Raw genomic sequence first — 17,157 nt, 5'->3', positions numbered from 1 at the left:
GGGCGATGAGCAAGCGGCTTAAAAGCTGTAAACTGCTGTAAGATTAAGATAAAGAAATCCTGCAATGAAAGCCTATTTTTCATTGTAACATATTTTAAGAATCAGCAAAGGACTTATCCCATGAACGAATCAAAACTTCCGAAGAACGCACGTATCCTGATCGTGCGGCTCAGTGCCATCGGCGACGTGCTCCACTCCACGTCCGTCGTCCACAATCTCAAGCGGCTCTGCCCGAGCTGCCACATCACCTGGCTCGTCAGTCCGCCGGCCAGCCTCCTGCTCGAAGGCAATCCCGACATCGACCGCCTGCTCGTCTGGGACCGCCGTCCCTTTGATGACGCGGCCCGTCATCTGGATGTCCGCAGACTGTACCATACGCTGAAGGAGGCACGCCGGCTGCTGGCACCATACACATTCGATATCGCGCTCGACATCCAGGGGCTCTTCCTCTCAGGACTGCTGACGCATATGAGCCATGCCCCACGCCGCATCGGCATCCATGAGCGCCATGAGGGCAATTTCCTCTTCATGACGGAGATAGCCCCCGACATCCCCGACCGCCACAAGATCCGGCGGTACATGACGGCGCTCCGCCCTCTCGGCATCGAAGCAAGCGACTTCAGGCCAGGACTCGTGCTGAACCTGCCCGAAGAAGCGATACATTTTGCGCAAACACTGCTTGCAAAGCACGGCATCGTGAGCCATGATCCCGCACGGCCGCTGCTGCTCGTCAACGTGCGCACGACCTGGCCGGACAAGAACTGGCCGCCGGAGTACTTTGGCAGGGCCCTGAGCGATCTGCCGTCTGACATCCAGATTGTCTTCACCGGCGCACCGGCGGACGCACCCTATATTGAAACGGCGCAGCGGGCCATGGGCTCCCGCCCGTCGCTCTCACTTGCCGGCAAGACCAATCTCCTGCAGCTGGCCGGCGTATTCCACAAAGCCGACCTGCTGCTGACGGGCGATACGGGCCCCCTGTACATTGCAGAGGCTGTGGGGCTGTCAACACTCTCACTCTGGGGGCCGACACATCCCGATATCTACGGACCGCTGACCAAAGGCCATCATTTCATCCTGACCCCCAATGACTGCCATGCCTGCTGCAAAACAAAATGCAGGCATAAAACAAATGCCTGCATGAATGCCATTGAACCGTCTGTCGTGAAAACTGCTCTGCTGAACCTGCTGGAACCTCCCGCAGGCAAAGCCTGATGCCATCAGCCGCCCGACTGGAAAGTGACGGTTACGCTCGTGCCTTTATCCACGAGTGTATTGGCGGGAATGTTCTGCGAAACGGCATAGCCGGAACCCTCGGGGTCACAGTTCAGGCCGCGTTCCGATGCCAGCTGGGCCGCCTCCCGCAGGCTCTTGCCCGAAAAGTCCGGTACGACGACCTTGCCTTCCGGCACTTCACCTGTGTAGGTGGCCGTTGTCTTCGGCTTGGTCTGGGCAGCCTTCTGGTTCATCCCGGCAAAGGGATCGCTCGAAGGCTCGATGTGCATGTAGCGGAAGAGCTGCGTGAAAATGCGCTTGGCCACCGGCGCAGCGATCTGTCCGCCGTAGTAATTGCCGGTTCCCGGATCGTCGATGATGACAAGCACCGTAACGCGCGGATCCTCTACGGGTGCAAAGCCGCAGAACGAAGCGATGTAACGCCCGTCCATGTAGCCCGTGCCATCCGGGCGGATCTTCTGCGCCGTACCGGTCTTGCCGGCAATGCGGTAGCCCTTGACGGCAGCTTTCTTGCCGCCGCCGCTCGCGACGACCTGCTCCAGGAGGCCCACGAGCGTTTTATCCGTGGCCGACTCGATGGTGCGGCGCACTTCCGTCGTGCCCTTTTCCTCGTAGACCGAACCGTCGGCATTCGTGATTGTCTTGACGATATGCGGCTTGAGCAGCACGCCGTCATTCGCGATGGCTGACATGGCCGTGATGAGCTGCAGCGGCGTAACGGCAATACTTTGGCCGATGGACATCGTAGCCGTATCGGAATCCCGCATATCATCGGGATTGAAGAGCAGGCCGCTCTCCTCGCCTGGCAGCTCGATGCCCGTCGGCGTGCCAAAGCCAAACAGCTTGGCGTATTCCGTGAGCTTGTGCGCGCCGAGGCGCAGGCCGACCTGGGCAAAGCCCGTGTTCAGCGACTGCTTGACGACATCGGTGAACGTGACCGTGCCGAAGCTCGTACCGCTCCAGTTCTGGATGCGGCGGCCGGAAACCATGACGTAGCCGGGGTCGACGAAGACCTGATTCGGCGATACGACCTTTTCCTGCAACGCGGCTGCGGCAACAACGGACTTGAAGGTCGAGCCCGGCTCATAGATGAAGGACACAGCCTTGTTCTTCCAGACCTCCGGCTGATAGTCCCAGAAGCGGTTGGGGTTGTACGACGGACGCGAAGCCATGGCCAGGATCTCTCCCGTCTTGGGATCCATGACCACGCAGGTGATGCCCTTCGGATTGTTTTCTGCCATAGCCCGGTCAAGTTCCTGCTCGACGATGAACTGGATGGAGCTGTCGAGCGTCAGCTCGACGCTCTTGCAGTATTCCCCCTGATAGCTGCGCTGACTCGAGAAGATGGAGTCGAGGATTGGCCGGTTCTGGCGGTCGGTCGTCAGGAATTTCTCCTTGACCTCGCCCTTGAGCAGGCTGTCGAGGCCCTGCTCGATGCCGTCAAGGCCCTTGTCATCCGTGCCCACGAAGCCGATGACATTGGCCGCCAGCATATCATTCGGATAGTAGCGCTTAGCCTCGTCGCGGAAGCCCAGGCAATCCGTGTATTTGTTTTCCCGGATCATCGCGCGGACCTGCTCGTATTCGTCATGCTCCATGCGGCGCTTGATCCAGACGAAGCCGCCGCCGACATTGATATCGTCGAGGATCTCCTGTTCCGGCATATTGATGAGCGGCGCCAGATTGGCTGCCAGCTCATCGGGGTCTTTGACATGGTTGGGATCCACATACAGCGATTTCGTCATGACGCTCACGGCCATCTCGCGTCCGTTGCGGTCCAGGATGGTGCCGCGCGGCGACTGGATGGCAAAATCCGAGCCTACCTGCTCGCGCATGCGCTGCGCCAGGTTGTCCCCCTGCACCAGCTGGAGCCAGGCATAGCGGAGCACCATGACGCCAAAAAGCGCCCCCAGTATATAGACCATGCCCAGGATATGCTTTTGTATCCTGCCCCTTCTATCCCTCTTCATCTCATTCGTTCACTCCAAGTCTAATCCTTCTCCACGGGTTCATTGATTGGTCTGGCGGCCGCTGTTCTTCAGCAGTGTATCGCGCAATTTGCCTTCGATGGCCGTGAGCTCCTGTTCGGCAGCCTGACGCTTGGCGCGGCCCTCCTGCTGGATCCGCACGGTATCCTCAATCGTCTGGATGAGTTTCTCATTGACCTCGCGCACCGTCTCGATATCGACGATGCTGCGTTCGTTTTCTTTAGCCGTCTCTACCGAGTTCTGATGCAGAAGCTCCGCATTGCGCTTCAGGAGCTCATTCGTCGTGTTGTTGACCGCCTGCTGCATGCGCAGCACCTTCTGCTGTGCCGAAAGGCCCAGGGCGATGACAAGCTGATTCTTCCAGAGCGGAATCGTCGAATAGATGGCCGTCTGTACGCGGTCGATGAGGGCCTTATCGTTGTTCTGGATCAGGCGGATCTGCGGCGCCGTCTGAATGGCAATCGTCTTGCTGATCTTGAGGTCGTGAATCTTCTTCTCAAAGCGGTCGACATTGGCCTCATAATCGGCGACGACCTGCACGGCCATCGGGTCATTGGCTGCTGCTGCCTGCTCATGAAGCTTCGGCAATTCCACCTCACGCATCTCCCGGACCTTCTCCTCGCCGGCTTCGATGTAGAGCTGCAGTTCCTTGAAATAGGCGAAGTTCTCATCGTAAAGCTTGTCGAACAGCACGACATCCTTCATCATCTTGAGTCTGGCCTGTTCGAGGCTGCCCGCAATGCGTTCGACCTGCACCGAGAGCTTCTCGTAGCCGGCCTTGATGTTCTCCGTCTTGTTGACGAGACTGCCGATAAGCGGCACCTTGCGCAAAAAGCCGCCCTGACTCTTCTCATCGTATTCCTTAACCTGCGTCACGAGGCTGCCGAGCAGCTGCCCGACTTCGCCGCTGTCCTTCGTGCGGACCTGCGCGAGCACGCTGTCGGAGAACTCCGCTATCTTCTTCTGTGCCGGCGCGCCATACGTCAGCAGGGATTCGGTATTCGTCAAATCGATGTGATCCTTGATCTGCTGTACTTTTTCCCGCTCTTCCGGCGACAGGGTATCGACCGCTTTTTCGATTTCCTGCTTAGTCTGTACGGGGATTTCCTTTTGCTGCCCGTCCGCCTGCTTGTCCTTATGCATCTTCATGAGATCGGCCAAATCCGGATTCGGTTTAATCATAACAGTCACCGTCCATTTCCACGATAATACTCAGTATAAAAATGATCCATCGGCATAAACAGATAGCGCACGCCCTCACAAATACCCACGATGCCGGGAATTGCCGTCCACCAGAACAGGAGATACAGGATTCCCCATTTCGTCTTGCCCTGATAGAACTTATGCGCGCCAATGGCACCGCCGAAGATGGCCAGGGCGCTCATGATGAGCTTCTCCTTGAGGACATCCGAGCGCAGCTCCTGCGGCATGACAGCCGGCAGCTCCTCAGCCACGCGGAATGCGCGGCGGCGCGGATGCTTGCGGCCAGCCCGGTTCACCGGGGCATGATCATGGCGGCCCGTCATCGGCTTGAGGCCATCGATAATTCCTTTGACAAGACTCCCGTCTTCTTTTGCTTCCGGCTGTCCGTCACCGGCACTCGCGTTGTGAATGCCATCGGCCTCCATCGTCTTCTGCAGGACCGAGAGCTCTGCATCCATGTCGAGGAGCTTCTCCCCGAGGACACGTTCAAACTCCTTTTCATAAGCTTCATCGAAGGAAGACAGGGTTTCCTTGATGTGTTCCCTCGTCTCGGTGACCTGATCCGTATCGAGGCCCGTCTTCTCGAGTTCATGGTACTCCTCGGCCATGGACGCCGCCCGGTCCTGATACGTGTCAATGAAGCGACGGGCTGCAGAGATGCTCTGCGGATGCTTTTCGAGATAGGTGAGCAGGTTCGCCGCAATCTGCTGCATGGTCAGGAGCTGCTGGCGCAGTTCACCATCACGGATGGTCTGGCTCGCCTTCTCAATGCGGTCATAATCCGTCAGTGCCTTCTGCCAGCTCTCCGCCACGAGTTCGGCTTCATCATCCGAAAGCTCCTTGAGCGGCAGCTTTGCCTGGAATCTCTGTCTGCCGCTGCGATAATGCCAGGCCCGATACCCCAACACAACGCTGAGCACCATGCAGACGGCCGTCATGCCCGCATACAAAAAGACTCCCTGTGTCCCCTGTTCCACCGCGCCATCCAGCGACGCGCATCCGATCAGAAAAGACAAGACTGACATGCCCCATAAAAAGCCTCTCATATCGTCACCACCTTGATTTATCTCTGGACCGCGAAGTCCGTTCCATCATAAGAAGGTCTATTTTTTATTATAACAAAAAACGCCCGCAGAAACGACCATTCCGGCAAAGAAACAGGAAAACGTCTCCACATCATGAACGATGTACGGAGACGTTTTCCTGTTTTGACGGCAAATCCTGAAGCCTGCAGGTCTTTACCAGTGATATTTCTCGCCGCGATTGATCTTGAATGCCCGGTATATCTGTTCGACGAGCAGGAGACGTACCATCTGATGCGTAAAGGTCATCGGCGAGAAGCTCAGGCGCTCATCCGCCCGCTTCCGGACCTCCTCGGACAGCCCGAAGGCTCCGCCGATCAGGAACGTGATGCTGCTGCGGCCGCTGAGGCCGAGCTGTGCGATGGAAGCGGCCAGCTCTTCAGATGATTTCTCCCGGCCGTAGACATCGAGCACGAACAGGTAGCTGCCCTGCGGCACGAGTTTCAGGAGTTTCTCTCCCTCACGTGCGAGCGTCTGCTCTTTTTCCGCCGGCGACGGATCATCCGGCATCTTTTCCTCATGGATCTCCCGAATCTCAACCTGTGCAAACGGCTTGAGGCGCTTGAGGAATTCTGCGATTCCCATGGAAAGATACTTCTCTTTGATTTTGCCGGCACAGACAATCGTGATCTTCATGTACTGCTGCCGCCTTACTTATTGTCCTGCGGCATCTCTTCGAGCGAGATATCGACTTCACGCTCATGGCCGTTGCGGTCGATCGTCGCCTTGACGGTATCGCCGACCTTGTGGGAAGCGACCTTGGAGCGCAGATCCGTCACACTGTTGACATCCTCACCATCGAGCTTGAGGATGATGTCGCCGCGCTGCAGGCCGGCTTTGTCGCTCGGGCCGCCGATGACGACCTTGAATACGTAAACGCCCTTGTCGATGTTGAGCTGATAGCCGTAGCGTGCGGCCGTCTGCGGATCGAAAACCGAGATGCCGAGGTACGGATGGGCGACGTAGCCTTTATCCATGATCTCGTTGATGACTTCCTGCACCGTATTGATGGGGATGGCGAAGCCCATGCCCTCAACGCCGCTCGCTGCGACCTTGATGCTGTTGATGCCGATGACCTGGCCGTCTGCGTTGACCAGCGCACCGCCCGAATTGCCCGGGTTGATGGCCGCATCCGTCTGGATGAGCTTGAGACGCGTATCACTCGTCTCGAGCGTACGATTGAGCGCACTGATGACACCACTCGTCACGCTGCCCTGGAATTCAAGGCCCAGCGGATTGCCGATGGCAATGGCCGGTTCACCGACGACAATCTGGTCGGAATCGCCGAACGTCGCAGCCGGCAGGTCCGTCGCATCCACTTTGACGACGGCCAGGTCGGTGAGTTCATCGGCACCGACCAGCTTGCCCTTGAGCGTCTTGCCGCCCGGCAGCGAGACGATGAGCTCCTTCGCGCCGTTGACGACATGGTTGTTCGTGACGATGTAGCCGTCACTGCGGAAAATGACGCCGGAGCCGACGCCTTCCGTTTCCACCGGATTATTGAACCAGTCGCGGGCCACGGCCTTGTTCGTGATGCCGACGACCGTGGGGCCGACAGCCTTGGCTGCGCGGACGACCGGCGTGTTGCGGGCATCAGAGAGACCCTCGGTCGAAACCGATGCTGCCGGCTTTGCCGCCTCCGTCGCTGCGGCCGAAGACGACGAATTATTCGCCGTGCCGGCTGAGCAGCCCGTAAAGGTCACGGCCGAGATGGCCAGCATGGCTGCAATGGCAATACCGGCTTTTTTATGCTTTCTGTTCGCAAAGATATTCTTCATGTGAATCATCCTCCGCTTTCTTATCCTCCAAATAATCATCTGCCCGGATCGCGTCAGTGCAGGCGCACCGGCTCATCCTGAGCAGTCAGGCTGAGCTCCAGGGACACGCCCTGCTGCTTCAGGATGGATGCCACCGTTTCGGAAGCCAGTTCCGGCGTATTGTTCTTCTCCGACAGATGTGCCAAAAATACATGCTCAGGCCGCTTCTTCATGCGGACCAGTGCCCAGGCGGCATCGGCGTTGGCGAGATGGCCGCGATTCGACAGGATGCGCCGCTTGAGCGCCCAGGGATAATCGCCGTGCTTGAGTACCTCCGGATCATGATTGGCCTCGAGCACCAGCACATCAGCCCCGTCAATCGCAGCCTGAACGCTCGAGGTGACGAAACCGAGGTCTGTGGCGAGTGTACAGTTTTGCGAGCCCATGACGCGGTAGCCGACGGGATCCGCCGCATCGTGCGGAATCCTGAAGGGATCGATTGTCAAATCCCCGAGGCGGAAAGCCCCGTCAATCGGATGAAAGCAGTCATCGGGGATGGCCTGACGGCAGCTCATGTGCTCGATGGTCCCGCGCCGCGTAAAGATGGGCAGGCGGTACCATTTTGACAGCGTGGCCAGTCCGGCGATGTGATCACGGTGTTCGTGCGTGACGAGAATCCCGTCGAGTGTCGAAACATCGACCTGTTCTTCTGCCAACCGCTTCTTGATGCGCGTTGCGCTGATACCTGCATCGATGAGCAGTTTCGTCCCATCCATCTCCACGTACACGGCATTGCCCTTGCTGCCGCTGGCGAGTACCACTACCTGCATGTCCTGTTTCCCCTATCTTAGTCGGCTATTCTGTAAACCATCTGCAAAAAATCTGACAGTATTTATTATACACCATTTTCCTGCCCGCGGCCCAGAGGGAATCTTCACCAACGGCGTACATGGCAAAAAAATGCCAGCTATACTATAATGGAGACAGTATCGTGTCATAATTGACACAAATTGCATCGCCAGCCAGCGATAGAAAGAGGTGTATCATCATAAAAACAGAAGCAATCGATAAACTCATTGCGGCAGAGCTCAAGATCCGTCCCGAACAGGTGCGGGCCGCCATTGAACTGCTGGACGCTGGCAATACCGTCCCCTTCATCGCGCGTTACCGCAAGGAAGCCACCGGTTCACTGGAAGACGAACAGCTCCGGCAACTCGAAGACCGCCTCGGCTACCTGCGCAATCTCAGCAAGCGCCAGGAAGAAATCATAAGCCGCATCGAAGAGCAGGGCAAGCTCACCGATGAGCTGCGCGCCTCCATTGAACAGGCGACAAAATTGCAGGAGCTGGAAGACCTCTATCTGCCCTATAAGCAAAAAAAGCGCACGCGCGCGCAGATGGCCCGCGAGCGCGGCCTCGAACCACTGGCCAACGCGATGCTGCTCCAGATGGACAGCAAGGGCACGCCAGCCCAGAAAGCAGCCGCATTCGTGCAGGACGGCGGTCCTGTCGCCACTGCGGAGGACGCGCTGGCCGGTGCCATGGATATCGTCGCCGAAACCATCATGGAAGATGCCAGCCTGCGCAAGACCATGCGCGAACATCTCTGGCGCACGGCTGTCATCGAGACGAAAGCCTCTCCCAAGGCGCCGGAGGAACAGGCTGCCGTTTTCCAGATGTACGCAGCATACGAGGAGCCGCTTTCTCACCTGCCGGCGCATCGCACGCTGGCCATCAATCGCGGCGAGAAGCTCGGCTGCCTGAACGTCGCGCTGAAAACGGATGCTGAAGCAAACTGCCGCCTGATTTACCGGCAGGTCCACAAACGTCCCTCCATCTGGGATGATTCCCTGCAGGCCGCTATTGAAGACGGGTACAAGCGCCTGCTCTTCCCTTCGCTGGAACGCGAACTGCGCGCCAAGCTCACCGAGGAAGCTGAAGCACAGGCCATCCATCTGTTTGGCGTCAACCTGCGCCAGCTCCTGCTGCAGGCCCCGCTCGCCGGCCACACCGTCATGGGGCTCGATCCCGGCTACCGCAACGGCTGCAAGATGGCCGTCGTCGATCCCACGGGCCGCGTGCTCGATTACGGCGTGCTGCAGATCACACAGAGCAAAGGTGCCTATGAAGCGGCAAAGCGCAAGGTGCTCGCCTCCATCCGCGCGCATCACGTGACCCTGCTTTCCATCGGCAACGGCACGGCCTCTTACGAAACCGAGCAGTTCGCCGCGGAACTCATCCGCGAGTACGAACTGCATGATGTCCACTACCTCATCACAAATGAAGCCGGCGCCTCCGTCTACTCGGCTTCCAAGCTGGCCAAGGAAGAGCTGCCTGATTACGACGTCGTCATCCGCGGCGCCGTTTCCATTGCCCGGCGCGTACAGGACCCGCTGGCCGAACTCGTCAAGATTGACCCGCAGGCCATCGGTGTCGGCCAGTACCAGCACGATGTCAACCAGACGGAACTCGCCCATACACTTGACGCCACGATTGAGGCCGCCGTCAACCATGTCGGCGTCGACCTCAACACGGCTTCACCTGCGCTGCTGCGCCATGTGGCCGGCATCAATGCGACCACCGCAAAGAACATCGTGGCCTTCCGCGACGAGAACGGCCGCTTCACGAGCCGCCGCCAGCTGCTCAAAGTCCCGCGGCTCGGTCCGGCAGCCTTCACGCAATGTGCCGGCTTCCTGCGCATCCACGAGGGAAAATCGCCGCTTGACGATACCCCCGTGCATCCCGAATCCTATCAGCTCGCGCAGGAACTCCTGCAAAAGCTCGGCTTTGCCCTCAGTGACCTCAAGGACAAGGACAAGCTGCCGCTGATCAAGATGAAGCGAGAGATGCTGAAGCCACAGGACGAAATGCGACTCGCCAAAGAGCTCGAGGCGGGATTGCCCACGGTCCACGATATTCTCGATGCGCTCGTAAGCCCCGGCCGCGATCCGCGTGAGGATTTGCCCGCTCCTTTGACGCGCCAGGCCATCGTCAAGCTCTCCGACCTCAAGCCCGGCACCATCCTGCGCGGCACCGTGCGCAACGTCACGGACTTCGGCGCCTTTGTCGATATCGGCCTGCATCAGGATGGCCTCATCCATATCTCTGAGCTTTCGCACAGGCGCGTCAGGCATCCCCTTGAGGTCGTCGCCATTGGCGACACGCTTAAGGTCATGGTCATCAGCGTCGATGAGAAGCGCGGCCGCATCGGCCTTTCCCTAAAACAAGTCCCGAAAGGAGAACGTCCATGAGTCTGCTGCAAGACACCATCCGGGCCATCCAGGCCCCATCCGCCGAAATCTCAAGCACCGTCAGGAAAAAGCTGCAGGTCCTGCTCGAAGGCGATACCCCGCAGCTCGGAAAGCTGCTGCCTCTCTTATGCCGCTACCTCGATATGCGCGGCTGCCTGCACCCGGAGCTCCCGCAAAAAGCAACGGTAATCTGCTGCGCCGACCACGGTGTCGCCTGCGAGGACGTCAGCGCCTATCCGCCCGAGACGACCGCTCAGATGACGCGCAACTACCTCATCAGCCGCGGCGCCGCAGCCAATGTCTTCGCGGATTTTGCCAACTCCGACCTCTTCGTCGTCAATATGGGCATTGCCGTACCCATGGATGATATCCCGGAACTCATCGACCGCCGCATTGCACCGGGCACGGCCGATATGGCCAAAGGGCCGGCCATGACGCGGGAACAGGCGGAAGCGTCCATTGAGGCAGGCATCGGACTTGCCAACGACCTTATCGCCAAAGGATACAACTGCTTCCTGCCCGGCGAGATGGGCATTGCCAACACGACTGCCAGCGCGGCCATCGCTGCTGTTTTCTGCCATCTGACCGCCGAGCAGGCCACTGGCCGCGGCACGAATATCTCTGACGAGCGCCTGCAACACAAGATCGGCATCGTGCGTCAGAGCCTCGCGGTCAATCAGCCGGATGACAACGATGGCCTCGATGTCCTCGCCAAGGTAGGCGGCTTTGAATTTGGCTGCATTGCCGGTCTTATCCTCGGTGCCGCAGCACATCGCTGCACCGTGATCCTCGATGGCGCCAATTCCAGCGCTGCAGCGCTCATTGCCCAGGCCCTCGCGCCGGATTCTGCCGCCTATCTGCTGCCATCCCACCTCGGCTCCGAACGCTCACACCGCCATATGCTCCAAAAGCTTGGGCTTTCTCCGTTTCTGCGCCTTGACCTGCGGCTCGGAGAAACCGGCGGCTCAGCCATCGCTTCGGATCTGCTGAACGCGGCCCTCTGCGCCTGGCAGTCAATCGATGAAAGCGATGACCTCGAGGAAGAGCCTCCGTTCGAACATCGCCATATGGGGGCAGAAAACCCGCATCTTACGGATAAGACCTTTGACTTTTACTTTCACACCATCATGCCGCTCGACCGGCCGTCCATGGAGCGCTGCCAGCGCCGCATCGACAATCTGGCCAAACCCATCTACAGCCTCGGTGCACTCGAACAGATTGCCGTGGAATACGCCGGCATCGACCGCGACGAACGGCCGACCATCATATCAGGAGATCTCGGCCTGCTTTGCTTCACGGGGCAAAAATCAAATGCCATGCAGATGAAGCTCACCCAGGCCTTCGCCGACCACGCAGACTTCCGCGTCCGGCTCGCCCATCTTTACCCATCTGCTTCCCCTGCCGCCGCTTTCAATTTTGGACGCGAATGCGGGGAAGAGATGAGCGGCTTCCGCGCCATCGTCGGCCTGGCCACGACCGAAATTGACCCCGACGCACCATTCGGGACCATGGCCGCCGATCTTCACCAGGCTCTGCTGCTGCCCGACGGCAGCCTGCGCTATGCGGAAGATACGTTCCTGCAGCATGTCCCCGCCATGTACCGGAACACGATTTCTGCCCTGATGGGTGCCATCCTGGCCTCCGCACGCAATTCCAGCCTGATCCTGCTCGATGATGAAACCACCTGCCTGGCAGCCCGCTATACGGCCAAGCTCTGCCCGGATGTACGGCCTTACCTGCTGCCCGTCCAGCCGGAACTCCTGCAGCTCGACTTGAAGATTCCCGGCGGCCTGCTGGCCAGCCTCGGCACATCCATCCTCAAGGCCTCCATCGATATGCTGAACAATATGAAGACCTTTGCCGAAACCGATGTTGCCGTCGCCGCCGACGGCCCCGGAGCCGGACGTCAGGAACGATAAAATACCATAAGACAAGAAAATGGAGCAGCCGCACCAGTATGATCTGCTGGCGGCTGCTCCATTCCTGTATGACGAACTTACAAGCCCAATTCTTCGTGATGCTCCTGCATCCCCTCGATGCAGCACTGCATGACCTCGCCCGGCTCCATGCCCAGCATCGAAAAGCCGCGCTTGATGATCTCACGGTTGCATTTCGCGGCAAAACGCTTATCCTTGAATTTCTTCTTGAGGCTCTTGACGGCCATGCCCTCCATCTTTTCCGGACGCATCAGTGCATACGCCTGGATGATGCCGGTCAGCTCATCCACCGTGAACAGACTCTTTTCCAAGGAAGTCTGCGGTTCCCGCTCCTCCGTCGTGATGCCGTAGCCATGCGAAATGATGGCAAGGATATCCGCCTCGGGAACTCCTTCCGGCTCGAGGAACTCCCGCACATGGTGACAGTGCTCATCGGGATACGCCTCATAATCCACATCATGCAGATAGCCAATCGCACGCCAATGCTCCTCATCTTTGCCAAAATGACGGGCCATTGCGCCCATGGCTGCACTGACGGCTGCGGCATGCGTAAAGAGATGTTCCTCTGTCGTATGTTCCTTCAGGATTTCACGAGCCTTTTCCAGTGTCAATTTTTCCATAAAGATCCCCCTATCTGTAAGCTCATATATTTATATTCTAACCATCTGTATCCATTATGCAAGCACGATTTCTTCGCAGAGTTATCCACATTGTGCACAAGCTTATCTGTGGATATTGTGGATAACTCCGATTATTTTCTGGAAAATGACGGTATCCTTCATCTTTTTTCCATATTGTCAACGAAAATCATGTGGATAACCTTGTGGAACATCCTTCAGCACCGTTTAAGCCTCATAAACACATGAACTACGCCTCTTGGTATATACTGTATTTCTTTTCATGATATAATGAAAACAGCACATACAACAGGAGGGTCGAAAATATGAAGCAGCAGAAACTGGCAGACGGCATCTATGAAAAAATCATTTCCAAGGGATTTGACCGGGAACTGCAGGCGGCCATACAGGACGAGAAAATATGGGCACATATCGAGGAGATGGATTCTCAGGATGCTGTTCCTTACCTGTCTCATTACATCAAAAAGCTGGTACAATGCTGCCTCAAGGATATCGCCGATCATGAAGAAGACGATGCCCTCAGCGATGAAATGCAGCTTGTAAATGAACTGATTGACCTCCTCGCAAAGCGCCATACAGAACTTGGCACCGACCATATCGTTACACGGCGGAAGTTTCTGCTGATGCAGCTCCTGAATCGTCAAAACCAGCTGCGTGACCATACCATCGAACATCCAATGACCTCTCTTTCCCGTTCCTTCTTGTTTACAAACAGCCATAAGGATATATCTCTCGTAACCGAGCTGAGCCGCGAAATCGCCTCAAGTGACCGGATCGATTTCCTGGTTTCCTTCATACGATTCTCCGGCCTGACCTTGATCCTGCCTCAGCTGCGGAAATTCACCGCGCGCGGCGGCCAGCTTCGCATCATCACGACTACTTATATGGGGGCAACCGATCCAAAAGCAATTCAGAGGCTGGCCGAGCTGCCAAATACCCGTATACGGATTTCCTACAATGTCAAGGAAACTCGCCTGCACGCCAAGGCTTATATCTTTCATCGCGAAAGTGGATACTCCACGGCCTACGTTGGATCATCCAACCTCTCTCATGCCGCAATTGCCGATGGACTGGAATGGAACATGAAGGTAACTCAGCAGGATCTGCCAGGAATCCTTGAAAAAATGACCGCAACCTTTGAGACGTATTGGCATGCCGATGATTTCGAACTCTATGCCGGCAGCACAGATGAATTCCAGCAGCTTCGTCAGGCAATTGACCATGCGAAAAACCGTGATATGACAGCCAGCCAAGACCAGCTGTATCATTTCACGTTGCGGCCCTATCCGTATCAACAGGCCATCCTCGATGCCCTGCAGGTCGAACGCCAGCAGCGCCATCATTGGCGTAATCTCATTGTCGCCGCTACGGGAACCGGCAAGACGGCTATCGCAGCCTTTGATTACCGGTGCTTCGCACAAGGCCGTCAAAACAGACCCCATCTGCTTTTCATCGCTCATCGGGAAGAAATCCTGCGACAAAGCCGGTCCTGTTTTCAACAAGTCCTGCACGACCCTGCATTCGGTGAACTGTCCGTCGGCAGCAGCCATGCCGAAAATCCTGCCTATCTCTTTATGTCCATCCAGACATTCAATAGCTGCCATTTATGGGATAGACTATCCCCTTCTTATTATGACATGATCATCGTCGATGAATTCCACCATGCGGCAGCTGCGTCCTACCAAAGATTGTTAAACTATTTCACGCCCAAGATCCTGCTAGGGCTGACAGCCACTCCAGAACGCATGGACGGCAAGGATATCCTCGCCTATTTCGACCATCGCATTGCAGCGGAAATCCGGCTGCCCGATGCTATTGAACGACGTCTGCTATGCCCGTTCCATTACTTCGGCGTAGAAGACCCCATTGACCTCAGCACAGTAAAATGGATACATGGGCAATACGATACGAATGCCCTGAACAATCTCTATGTCCTGGAAAGCCTCCCAGCCCAAAAACGCGCCAAAGCCATCCTGCAAAGTGTCGACCAGTACACTGCCGATATCCGCGATGTGAAGGGCCTAGGGTTCTGCGTCAGCAAAAAACATGCGCATTTCATGGCAGCTTATTTCAATGCGCATGAAATACAAGCGCGCGCCCTGGATAGTGAGACGCCAAATGCAGAACGCCTGCGTGCCTGTCAGGATCTTGAGACCGGCCGCCTGACTTTCTTGTTCGTTGTCGATCTTTTCAATGAAGGCGTCGACATTCCCGCCGTAAATACGGTTCTCTTTCTGCGACCAACCAACAGCATTACGGTATTCCTGCAGCAGCTGGGGCGTGGATTACGCCTCGCTCCCGGTAAGGACTGTCTGACGGTACTCGATTTCGTTGCACAATCCAACCGCAGTTACGATTTTGGAAGCCGCCTGCAGGCACTGCTCGGACATGACCAGCCCGTGAAAATCCGTCAAGAGATACAGACAGGTTTTCCACACGTTCCAAAGGGATGCTCCATACAACTCGAAGAAATCGCACAAAAATACATACTGGAGAATATCCGCAAACGCCTGAGCAAAAACGATTACTATCGGGAACTCATCAGAGAGCTCTATACCGTCAACAATCATATCATACCGGGGCTCGCTGACTTCCTGCAGGCGGCGCAGCTCTCACCACAGGTATTTTATAATGGAAATCGCAGCTATGCACGGCTCTGCGCAAAAGCTGGCATCATAGAGGATTTTCCCGTCAGTGAAGAAGAAACTCTGATGAAAAAAGCATTCCCTCGCATACTGGGAATCGACGCCCCGCATTGGCTCCAATTCTTGCAGGCGTCGTTTACGAATTCTGCTCCGCAGGATCCTGACTTAACTGCACAGTATTTGCGCATGTGGCAATTCACAATCTGGAGTAAGGATTACCAAGCAGCTGGCATGCACACGCCCCAGGAAGCCATCACACAGCTGAACCAAATTACACCGCTCAAGAAAGAACTGTTGGAGCTCTTGGACTACCAGTATCAGCACATCGGCACAATAACAAAACGAGCAGAGGTTCCTTACCTCTGCCCGTTAGAAGTCCATTGTCATTATTCGCGCGACCAGATTTTTGCCGGTCTCGGTTTGGAAAAGCCGTCAAGCGTGCGAGAAGGTGTAAAATACCTGCACGCAAAAAACAGCAGCATTGTCACGCAGCCTACAGACGTCTTTCTCGTCACCTTGAATAAGAGCAGCAACGAATTTTCTGATACCACGCGTTATGAGGATTATTCCATCAATAGCCATCTTTTCCATTGGCAGTCACAGAGCACGACCTCCGAGCAGTCACCTACAGGCCAGCGATACATCCAGCAGAATAAAAACGGAACTATCATACTGCTCTTCGTCCGTGAAAACAAGAAAAATGCTTTTGGACATACGGAAAACTATGCGTTCCTTGGTACGGCGCATATTGTCAGCCATCGCGGGTCTCAGCCTATTACGATTATTTATCGTCTCGACGAAGCGATTCCCGCCAAATACTTAGCCATGACCGACAGCAGCGGCGTCCTTTGAAGTATCATTCCTTCGCTGCAGCAGGGAGCTCTGAGGTACAATGCGGGCAGCGCGTGGCGTCATCTGCGATTTCCTGACGGCAATAGGGGCAAAGGCGTGCGGCCTTTGCCTCTTTTTTTGGCATCAGGCGATTGACCTGCTTGATGAGCAGGAAGATGGCGAAAGCCACGATCAGGAAGTCGACGACGGCATTGAGGAAAGAGCCGTATGCAATGACCGGCAGGCCGGCGTCGCGTGCTTCTGAAAGGGTAGCAGCGGGCGTGCTGGAAAGGTTCAGGAAGAGATTCGAAAAGTCAACACGTCCGAGCAGCAGGCCGATGGGCGGCATCAGGATATCATTGACAAACGAAGTGACGATCTTGCCAAACGCCGCACCGATTATGATACCGACAGCCATATCGAGGACATTGCCCCGCATAATAAATTTCTTGAATTCCTCAATCATAAATACATCCCCTTTACGGATTTATAAAAAAAGATCGTTTTCATTGTAGCATAACAGACAGCAAAAACATATATACATGTACAAAAAAAGACCCCGCTGACGCGGAGCCTTCGCTTAACCGGCA

Annotated in this window: 12 protein-coding genes; 4 read left to right on the top strand and 8 right to left on the bottom strand. The window is 56.4% G+C overall.

Features of this window, described 5'->3' with window-relative positions:
* The first annotated feature begins 120 nt into the window (after positions 1-120).
* Positions 121-1,215 (top strand): glycosyltransferase family 9 protein, encoded by a 1,095-nt coding sequence (locus DWX75_RS11270; RefSeq protein ID WP_118016409.1) that lies wholly within the window; start codon positions 121-123, stop codon positions 1,213-1,215.
* 5 nt (positions 1,216-1,220) lie between these two features.
* On the opposite strand, the gene DWX75_RS11265 is transcribed toward DWX75_RS11270, so the two are convergent.
* The 6 genes from DWX75_RS11265 to DWX75_RS11240 form a co-directional block, all read right to left on the bottom strand.
* Positions 1,221-3,161: a penicillin-binding protein gene (locus DWX75_RS11265; RefSeq protein WP_233519589.1), complete on the bottom strand. Its 1,941-nt coding sequence runs from the start codon at positions 3,159-3,161 to the stop codon at positions 1,221-1,223.
* Positions 3,162-3,245: 84 nt separating this feature from the next.
* The gene (locus DWX75_RS11260; protein WP_118016407.1) at positions 3,246-4,406 is read right to left on the bottom strand and encodes a toxic anion resistance protein; all 1,161 of its coding nucleotides are present in this window, start codon (positions 4,404-4,406) and stop codon (positions 3,246-3,248) included.
* Between the two features lie 5 nt (positions 4,407-4,411).
* Complete coding sequence (locus tag DWX75_RS11255; protein ID WP_118016406.1) at positions 4,412-5,473, bottom strand: 5-bromo-4-chloroindolyl phosphate hydrolysis family protein; 1,062 nt, start codon at positions 5,471-5,473, stop codon at positions 4,412-4,414.
* Between the two features lie 192 nt (positions 5,474-5,665).
* A complete protein-coding gene (gene rlmH, locus DWX75_RS11250; RefSeq protein WP_118016405.1) occupies positions 5,666-6,145 on the bottom strand; it encodes a 23S rRNA (pseudouridine(1915)-N(3))-methyltransferase RlmH in 480 nt (159 codons plus the stop codon).
* A gap of 14 nt (positions 6,146-6,159) precedes the next feature.
* On the bottom strand, positions 6,160-7,287 hold the full coding sequence (locus tag DWX75_RS11245; RefSeq protein ID WP_118016411.1) for a S1C family serine protease: 1,128 nt from the start codon (positions 7,285-7,287) through the stop codon (positions 6,160-6,162).
* A 53-nt stretch (positions 7,288-7,340) separates the two neighbouring features.
* On the bottom strand, positions 7,341-8,096 hold the full coding sequence (locus tag DWX75_RS11240; protein WP_118016404.1) for an MBL fold metallo-hydrolase: 756 nt from the start codon (positions 8,094-8,096) through the stop codon (positions 7,341-7,343).
* Positions 8,097-8,314: 218 nt separating this feature from the next.
* Between DWX75_RS11240 and DWX75_RS11235 the strand changes: the two genes are divergently transcribed.
* On the top strand, positions 8,315-10,516 hold the full coding sequence (locus DWX75_RS11235; RefSeq protein WP_118016410.1) for a Tex family protein: 2,202 nt from the start codon (positions 8,315-8,317) through the stop codon (positions 10,514-10,516).
* On the top strand, positions 10,513-12,435 hold the full coding sequence (gene cobT / locus DWX75_RS11230) for a nicotinate-nucleotide--dimethylbenzimidazole phosphoribosyltransferase (protein WP_118016403.1): 1,923 nt from the start codon (positions 10,513-10,515) through the stop codon (positions 12,433-12,435). Before DWX75_RS11235 ends, cobT begins: the two co-directional genes overlap by 4 nt.
* Before the next feature lie 77 nt (positions 12,436-12,512).
* On the opposite strand, the gene DWX75_RS11225 is transcribed toward cobT, so the two are convergent.
* Entirely contained in the window at positions 12,513-13,073 is a 561-nt protein-coding gene (locus DWX75_RS11225) for an HD domain-containing protein (RefSeq protein WP_118016402.1), read from the bottom strand.
* A gap of 323 nt (positions 13,074-13,396) precedes the next feature.
* Here DWX75_RS11225 and DWX75_RS11220 point away from each other — a divergent pair, with 323 nt between their 5' ends.
* Positions 13,397-16,588, top strand: coding sequence for a DUF3427 domain-containing protein (locus DWX75_RS11220; protein WP_118016401.1), 3,192 nt, complete (start codon positions 13,397-13,399; stop codon positions 16,586-16,588).
* 4 nt (positions 16,589-16,592) lie between these two features.
* Here the strand turns inward: DWX75_RS11220 and mscL are convergent, their stop codons facing one another.
* On the bottom strand, positions 16,593-17,033 hold the full coding sequence (mscL, locus tag DWX75_RS11215; RefSeq protein WP_118016400.1) for a large conductance mechanosensitive channel protein MscL: 441 nt from the start codon (positions 17,031-17,033) through the stop codon (positions 16,593-16,595).
* Positions 17,034-17,157: the final 124 nt, after the last annotated feature.

The organism is Mitsuokella sp. AF21-1AC (assembly GCF_003458855.1).
Lineage (GTDB): Bacteria > Bacillota > Negativicutes > Selenomonadales > Selenomonadaceae > Mitsuokella.
The sequence above is the reverse complement of the archived record's forward strand: the minus strand, read 5'-3'. Positions and strand labels throughout refer to the sequence as shown.